Source organism: Rivularia sp. UHCC 0363 (genome assembly GCF_034931125.1).
In the GTDB taxonomy this organism is placed as follows: domain Bacteria; phylum Cyanobacteriota; class Cyanobacteriia; order Cyanobacteriales; family Nostocaceae; genus Rivularia.
Genome location: NZ_JAYGHM010000005.1, coordinates 92165 through 99132, shown reverse-complemented (window position 1 = coordinate 99132; position 6968 = coordinate 92165). Strand labels below are relative to the sequence as shown.

At 40.7% G+C, this 6968-nt stretch carries 8 protein-coding genes and 1 tRNA gene; 3 read left to right on the top strand and 6 right to left on the bottom strand.

Features of this window, described 5'->3' with window-relative positions:
- Window positions 1-107: 107 nt before the first annotated feature.
- From VB797_RS04635 to fba, 3 genes are all read left to right on the top strand, one after another.
- Entirely contained in the window at window positions 108-977 is an 870-nt protein-coding gene (locus VB797_RS04635) for an aldose epimerase (protein WP_323236474.1), read from the top strand.
- A gap of 66 nt (window positions 978-1043) precedes the next feature.
- Window positions 1044-1115, top strand: a tRNA-Lys gene (locus VB797_RS04630).
- Between the two features lie 223 nt (window positions 1116-1338).
- The gene (gene fba, locus VB797_RS04625) at window positions 1339-2418 is read left to right on the top strand and encodes a class II fructose-bisphosphate aldolase (protein WP_323236473.1); all 1080 of its coding nucleotides are present in this window, start codon (window positions 1339-1341) and stop codon (window positions 2416-2418) included.
- 368 nt (window positions 2419-2786) lie between these two features.
- Here the strand turns inward: fba and VB797_RS04620 are convergent, their stop codons facing one another.
- From VB797_RS04620 to VB797_RS04595, 6 genes are all read right to left on the bottom strand, one after another.
- Window positions 2787-3689, bottom strand: a complete 903-nt coding sequence (locus tag VB797_RS04620; protein WP_323236472.1) for a pirin family protein — start codon at window positions 3687-3689, stop codon at window positions 2787-2789.
- A gap of 75 nt (window positions 3690-3764) precedes the next feature.
- Complete coding sequence (locus VB797_RS04615; RefSeq protein ID WP_323236471.1) at window positions 3765-4505, bottom strand: Uma2 family endonuclease; 741 nt, start codon at window positions 4503-4505, stop codon at window positions 3765-3767.
- 222 nt (window positions 4506-4727) lie between these two features.
- Window positions 4728-5057 (bottom strand): 2Fe-2S iron-sulfur cluster-binding protein, encoded by a 330-nt coding sequence (locus VB797_RS04610; RefSeq protein WP_323236470.1) that lies wholly within the window; start codon window positions 5055-5057, stop codon window positions 4728-4730.
- A gap of 107 nt (window positions 5058-5164) precedes the next feature.
- A complete protein-coding gene (locus VB797_RS04605) occupies window positions 5165-5593 on the bottom strand; it encodes a hypothetical protein (protein WP_323236469.1) in 429 nt (142 codons plus the stop codon).
- A 7-nt stretch (window positions 5594-5600) separates the two neighbouring features.
- Window positions 5601-5762, bottom strand: coding sequence for a TetR-like C-terminal domain-containing protein (locus tag VB797_RS04600; protein ID WP_323236552.1), 162 nt, complete (start codon window positions 5760-5762; stop codon window positions 5601-5603).
- Window positions 5763-5828: 66 nt separating this feature from the next.
- The gene (locus VB797_RS04595) at window positions 5829-6920 is read right to left on the bottom strand and encodes a TRAP transporter substrate-binding protein (RefSeq protein ID WP_323236467.1); all 1092 of its coding nucleotides are present in this window, start codon (window positions 6918-6920) and stop codon (window positions 5829-5831) included.
- Between the last annotated feature and the right edge of the window lie 48 nt (window positions 6921-6968).

Genomic DNA, 6968 nt, shown 5'->3' with positions numbered 1-6968 from the left:
TAACTCCTAACTCCTAACTCCTAACTCCTAACTCCTAACTCCTAACTCCTAACTCCTAACTCCTAACTCATAATTATTTACCATGCCCAATTCCCAATTTTTGAATTATGTTTTCTATCGACGTTGAACAAAGACAGTACGAAACTTACATCTTGACTGACGAAAAGTCTCAGTCTCAATTGGAAGTGCTGCCCAAACGTGGCGGTATTATTACAAAATGGCGCATTAACGGTCAAGAAGTTTTTTATCTTGATGAAGAACGATTTAAGAACCCGGAAATGAGCATTCGCGGTGGAAATCCGATCTTGTTTCCGATTTGCGGCAATTTACCTGATGATAGCTACACTTTAAATGATCAGCAGTTTACGCTCAAACAACATGGTTTTGCTCGTAATTTACCTTGGTCTGTCAGCGAAGAAATTACTGTAGATAATGTTTGTCTTAAGTTGACTCTCGACAGCAACGAACAAACTAAAAAAGTTTATCCTTTTGAATTTCAAGTCAATTTTACCTACCAACTGCATGGTAATACGCTGACGATACTCCAGGAATTTACCAACAAGTCTTCCGAAGCAATGCCTTTTTCGGTGGGTTTTCATCCTTATTTCTTGACCCATGATAAAAGCCAGCTAGAGTTTGATATTCCGTCTGTTGAGTTCCAAAAGAAAGATAGCCAGGAAATCCACTCGTTTAACGGTAATTTCGATTTTAGTAGCGATGAAATTGACGTTGCATTTAACAAGTTGAGTGCAAAATCTGCCACCGTCACAGATAAGGGTCGTAATTTGAAAATGACGCTGGAATACGACGATAATTTTTCAACTTTGGTATTTTGGACGGTTAAGGGTAAAGATTTTTATTGCTTGGAGCCTTGGAGCGGACCGCGTAATGCCATGAATACAGGAGAACATCTAACTGTATTAGAACCTGGTGCGACTCAATCGGCAACAATTCGTCTCACGGCAAAATTTTCCTAGCACCCCCTTTACAAATGGCTAGGGTTATGTGCTATTATTCATAAGTCAGTCGCGCAAAAACGCGAAGGGTGGCTAACTCAATGGTAGAGTACTCGGCTTTTAACCGATTTGTTCTGGGTTCGAATCCCAGGCTACCCATGTAAAGATAATAACATAATTTCTTTATCGTTACTTCATTGTTTGGGACAAGAAGATAGATGATTGATAACTATGCCCCATGCCTTTTTACATAGAAATTTTTTTATATAGGTACACGCGAATAGTTATAATTTCCTATAAGTTGAGAATTATCTTAAGATTAACGTAAAGATGACGCTTGTCTTAAACGGATTAGCGAATAACCAAATTAGGAGGAATATCTATGGCGCTCGTACCAATGCGTCTGCTGCTTGACCACGCTGCTGAAAATGGCTATGGCATCCCGGCTTACAACGTTAACAACCTGGAGCAAATCCTGGCAATTATGGAGGCTGCTGTAGAAGCTAATAGCCCTGTGATTTTACAGGCTTCTCGCGGTGCGCGTAAGTATGCTGGAGAAAACTTTTTACGTCACCTGATTTTGGCAGCAGTGGAAACCCATCCAGATATTCCCATTGCGATGCACCAAGACCACGGTAACAGCCCTGCAACTTGCTACTCGGCAATCCGCAACGGTTTTACCAGTGTGATGATGGATGGTTCTCTTGAAGAAGATGCGAAGACCCCAGCTAGCTTTGAGTACAACGTGAATGTTACTGCTGAAGTAGTAAAAGTAGCTCACTCGGTTGGTGCTAGTGTGGAAGGAGAACTCGGTTGTTTGGGTTCTTTGGAAACCGGAATGGGTGAAGCTGAAGATGGACACGGTGCTGAAGGAAAACTCAGCAGAGAACAGCTTTTAACAGACCCTGATGAAGCTGTTGAGTTTGTAGAAAGAACTCAAGTTGATGCTCTAGCAGTTGCGATCGGAACCAGCCACGGTGCTTACAAGTTTACTCGTAAGCCTACTGGTGAAGTTTTGGCAATCAGCCGAATTGAAGAAATTCACAAGCGTTTACCCAATACTCACCTTGTAATGCACGGTTCTTCTTCCGTTCCTCAAGAGTGGTTGGATATGATCAACAAGTACGGTGGTAAGATTCCTGAAACCTACGGTGTACCTGTTGAAGAAATTCAGAAGGGTATCAAGAGTGGTGTACGTAAGGTAAATATTGACACCGACAATCGTTTAGCAATCACCGCTGCTTTCCGTGAAGCTGCTGCGAAAGACCCATCAAACTTTGACCCCCGTCACTTCCTCAAGCCTTCTATTAAGTACATGAAGCAGGTTTGTTTAGACCGCTATGAAGCGTTTGGTACTGCTGGTCATGCTAGCAAGATTAAGCAGATTCCTTTAGATGAGTTTGCGGCTAAATATGCTAGTGGTGAACTTACTGCGAAAACTAAGTCTGCTGCAAAAGTATAATTTTAATTAAATAAGCAAGTAAATAGGGACACGCACTTGATGGTGTCCCTAGGTTACTGAGGATTCTGCAAAAAATGACCAAACCGGGTAAGTATTGTTCCCCGGTTTTTTGTTGTGTAAATTGCTGTTTACTGGTGAAGAGAAGTTTGCTGCAATATGGCTCAAGGATTGGTTTCTATTCTATTTGTGAGGAAAAACCTTGAATTGGGGGATTCTCCCTCAAACCCCTGATTGGATGAAGTTGATCTGTTTTTATAGGAGTGGCAATTTTTCACCTGTAAGTACGTTAAATTATTTTTTTCCTATTCCCTATTACCAATTACCTATTCCCTCTTATACGCAAGAACCAAAACTATTGAAACGAACCGTTAGGAAAGTGGTTGAGGTTTGCTGAATTCTGTGATGTCGTCTGATGGTAGTGGAATAAACTCTTCTTCTTGGGGTACTTTACTAAAACGCTGTTCTTTCCAGTCGCGTTTTGCTTGTTCGATGCGTTCGGGACTGCTAGAAACAAAGTTCCACCATTTATAGCGATCGCCTACTGATTCACCACCAAATACTATACAGCGAGCTTCTGTGTTTGCACTAACTTTTACTTCGTCACCAGAATTTAGTACTGCTAATTGATGTTGTTCTAATGGTTGATCGTTAATAGATAAACCGGAAGTAATACTGTAAATTGCTCTTTGGCTGTATAAGTCAGGTAAAGTAAATTGTGTATTCGCTGCTAACTGTACGTCTAAGTAAAACATTGGCGATACAGTTTCAACTTTGGAAGCACGATTGTAAGCTTTACCGACAATTAGCGTCATTTTTACACCGTTTTCATCCCATACGGGTAAATTATCGGCTGGATAATGACGGAACCAAGGTTCGGTTTCTTCGTGTTCGTCGGGGAGAGCAACCCAAATTTGAATTGCGTGTAATGTTGCTTCGCGATTTCTCGAACTATCGGGGGAGCGTTCCGAATGAACTATACCCTTTCCCGCACTCATCCAGTTAACTGCACCTGGTTGAATTTCTTGGACGGTACCCACACTATCACGGTGCAACAATTCTCCTTCGAGCAAATAAGTTACGGTGGCTAAATTTATGTGAGGATGGGGTCTAACGTCTACACCTTTACCAACGGGGAAAACAGCAGGTCCCAAATGATCGAAAAAGATAAACGGACCGACCATTTGGCGTTCTTTATTGGGAAGACAGCGACGAGCTTCAAAACCGCCTAAATCTTTGAGATGAGGTTGGATAATTTGATTAATACCGGACATAGGATATAAATATTTATTGCTATAGATGCCTTAATTAGATTTTACGACGAGTTGTGACTCTTAATCTTTAACTAGTCAAGGTTCCATACCAGCATCACGCAATCGTTTTTCTAACTCTTCTAACCGTTTCAAAGCAGTTTCCTTGGCTTCTCTTTCTCGTTCCTTCGCTTGCCGTTCTTGCTGAACTAATTCACTTCCCCACAGTAGCAAGTGACCTGCTTCGTCCCACCACCGCAACCAGTAACCTTCGCGGTTTTCTCGTATACCTTGCCAAACCCCGATAAATAAATGCATCTCATTCAACCAGTAACGGTTGTTTTCATCGGAGGAACGCAAATCATATCCCGATTCATCTAAGTGATGTACTTCCAAAGAACCGCTTTCCGGCTCAAAAATAATATAGTTCGGTACTTGCAAAATTTGCTCGTAGTAAAACCACTTTCCGGGGGGATAAGTGCGTTTACTCGAATATTCTGTCCCTTCTGTATCCGAGAGAAATTCCATTACTACTACCGGAATTTCACCTTGTAGGTGGGGGGTATAGCTGCGTTTAACTTCTTCTCTCGTCACGCTAATTTGCGGTATATAAGCCCAATCGGGAGCTTTTACGACAACTTTGTCATTCACATTCGCGCAGATGCCGTAATTCGTCGTCACCAGAGCAGTGGACGGCAATCTTGTTGCTAATTCTAAGCTTTCGGTGAGTGCCGCAGCAATGGGGGGTTGATTGACATTATCCACTGGTTCATCGTCTAAAATGAAGTCTTCGGGGAGTAGTTCCCAAGTAATATTATAGGGATGAATGGTAGCAATCATAATAACTGCAAGTGAGTGAGGGATTGAGTTTTAGTATAGCGATATTATTAATTAGAAGCGGTACTAATAATTATTCAATCAAAAATTAAAAACCCAAAACTCATGGGAGCATCCCAATTGTTGAAAAATATTTGGTAGTGCGAGCATCTTGCTCGCTCGGGAGCGCCAGCGAGCAGGATGCTCGCACTACAAAATTAAAAATTTGGGATTCTCCCAAACTCATCAACTCCATACCACCTCAGTACCTTGTCCCCAGAAGCCATCATACTTAGTAACCCGGACATCTCCTAACACTTTTGTTTGACAAGATAAACGGCGATCGCTATTACCAGAATGAGGAGGAAGTCCTAATCTTGTTTTCTCGTTCCATTGAGGTTCTGAAACCGAACCAACTACTTTAACAGCACAGGTACCGCAAGTTCCCAGACCTCTACAGTTAATGGTTTTTGCATTGCCGTTATAAACGTCAATTCCATGCTCTAGCAAGACTTGACGCAGATTACTACCGGATTCACATTCAAAAGTTTTTCCTTGAGCAGTTACTTTAGGCATTGGTGATTCCCCTGGTTAAAAAAATATTTTTCACGTTAAGTAAAGTCTTTCGATATCTTCAATTGTAGAGGTTTATTTAATCAAAAATTCAAGATCGAATAATAGGTTTATGGGTAAGGAAGACCTACAGGATTACAGGTCATAGTAATTACAGTATATTTCTTTTGCAAGGCAATAACTTCTTCTCGTTGTTTTTCAACCGCTCCTTCTGGTGGTGGAGCACCTCCACAAAATTGTAAATCGAAGAAAACAATCTCTTTACTTTGAGTATCTACAAGCCGATTATTTTTGCAACTCGCTTGTAATTCTTTGAGCTTTTCAGAGATAGTAACTTTTTTTAATTTATTAGCTTCTTCTGATGTAGTTGCAACACCTTCTACTGAAACAATATCTGTTAACTGTCTTGATTCTGGTAAACAAGTTAGTAATGCTGATTCTTCTTGACGACAAGCACTCATAACAAGTAATGGTAAAAATACAAGTGTCAATATGGATAATCGGGAAACTAATCTATTTTTGCTGTCAAAGTTTTTCATTGTATTCTTAATTAATAACTGCTTCCACCGCACGACGAACATATTCAGACCACGATTCAGATGTCGGTGGAAATATTAACCCATAAAGCATCATTCCACTCATCACGTCAAATACAAAATTAGCATCTAAATCTGCTCGAACTTCATTTCTAAGTTTCGCTCTTTTAATAAAAAGACGTTGTACTGCAACGTCTCTACATTATTATCTATTTCCCAATTACCAATACCCAATTATCTATTTTTTCGTGACAAAATTAGCAAAACTATACTCATTGACGCGATTCCAGTTATAAAGCTGCTCTCGAAAACCTTGCCATTGTTCGTAAATTTTCTTAAAGGTTGCATCTTTACTTGCACTATCTTCTAATTCTTCAATGCTGGCTTTTTGCGCTGCTATTAATATATCGTTGCTATAAGCAACTAATTTGGTACCGCTTTTAGTTAACTCGGTTAATGCTTGTCCATTCAAAGCTTCATACCTTGCCAACATATCAATGTTTGCTTCATAAGCCGCAGCTTGAAAGATTTGCTTGTATTCTTCGGGTAGTTTTTGCCAAGCACCACGGTTAACTAATACATCTAAACTTGAACCGGGTTCCCACCAACCGGGATAATAATAAAATTGCGCGGCTTTATTTAAACCTAGTTTTTGATCGTCGTAAGGTCCAATCCATTCTGCTGCGTCGATCGCACCTCTTTCCAACGCTAAATATATTTCTCCTCCGGGTAAAACCTGTACGTTAACTCCCAAACGGGACATGACTTTCCCACCCAATCCGGGAATCCGCATTTTTAATCCTTTCAAGTCAGCAAGGGATTTGATCTCCCGTTTGAACCATCCCCCCATTTGAGTTCCACTATTACCAGCAGGGAAATAAATAATATTAAAATTATCATAAATTTCCTGTATTGCTTTTTGTCCCTCTCCGTGGTAAAGCCAAGCATTTTGTTGCTGTGCGGTTAAACCAAAAGGTACGGAAGTTGCAAAAGCTAAAGCGGGGTTTTTACCGATGTAAAAATAACTTGCTGTATGTCCGCACTGTACTGAACCTGTTTGCACTGCATCAAGCACTTCTGTAGCACCTGCTAATTCTCCAGCAGGAGAGGGAATTATAGTAAAACGTCCGTCGGTCATTTCTTTAACGCGCTTAGCGATTGTCTCCGGACCGCTGTAAATTATTAAAGACTGGGGCCAGCTAGTTGCCATTCTCCAACGCACATTAGGCAAACTCTTACCTACCGCAGGTCCCTTACTACTACAGGAAACAATAGTCGTAGCAGTTGCAGTTGCGATCGCGGTTTTCTTGATGATTTCTCGACGTTTCATATGATACTTGCTAAAAAAAACATTTCCAAAGTTGCTGTTGCATTTTAG

Excerpts from the sequence above, each read along its gene's own strand:
- VB797_RS04635 (WP_323236474.1), top strand. The coding sequence starts at position 108 with ATGTTTTCTATCGACGTTGAACAAAGACAGTACGAAACTTACATCTTG.
- fba (WP_323236473.1), top strand. The coding sequence starts at position 1,339 with ATGGCGCTCGTACCAATGCGTCTGCTGCTTGACCACGCTGCTGAAAAT.
- VB797_RS04620 (WP_323236472.1), bottom strand. The coding sequence starts at position 3,689 with ATGTCCGGTATTAATCAAATTATCCAACCTCATCTCAAAGATTTAGGC.
- VB797_RS04615 (WP_323236471.1), bottom strand. The coding sequence starts at position 4,505 with ATGATTGCTACCATTCATCCCTATAATATTACTTGGGAACTACTCCCC.
- VB797_RS04610 (WP_323236470.1), bottom strand. The coding sequence starts at position 5,057 with ATGCCTAAAGTAACTGCTCAAGGAAAAACTTTTGAATGTGAATCCGGT.
- VB797_RS04605 (WP_323236469.1), bottom strand. The coding sequence starts at position 5,593 with ATGAAAAACTTTGACAGCAAAAATAGATTAGTTTCCCGATTATCCATA.
- VB797_RS04595 (WP_323236467.1), bottom strand. The coding sequence starts at position 6,920 with ATGAAACGTCGAGAAATCATCAAGAAAACCGCGATCGCAACTGCAACT.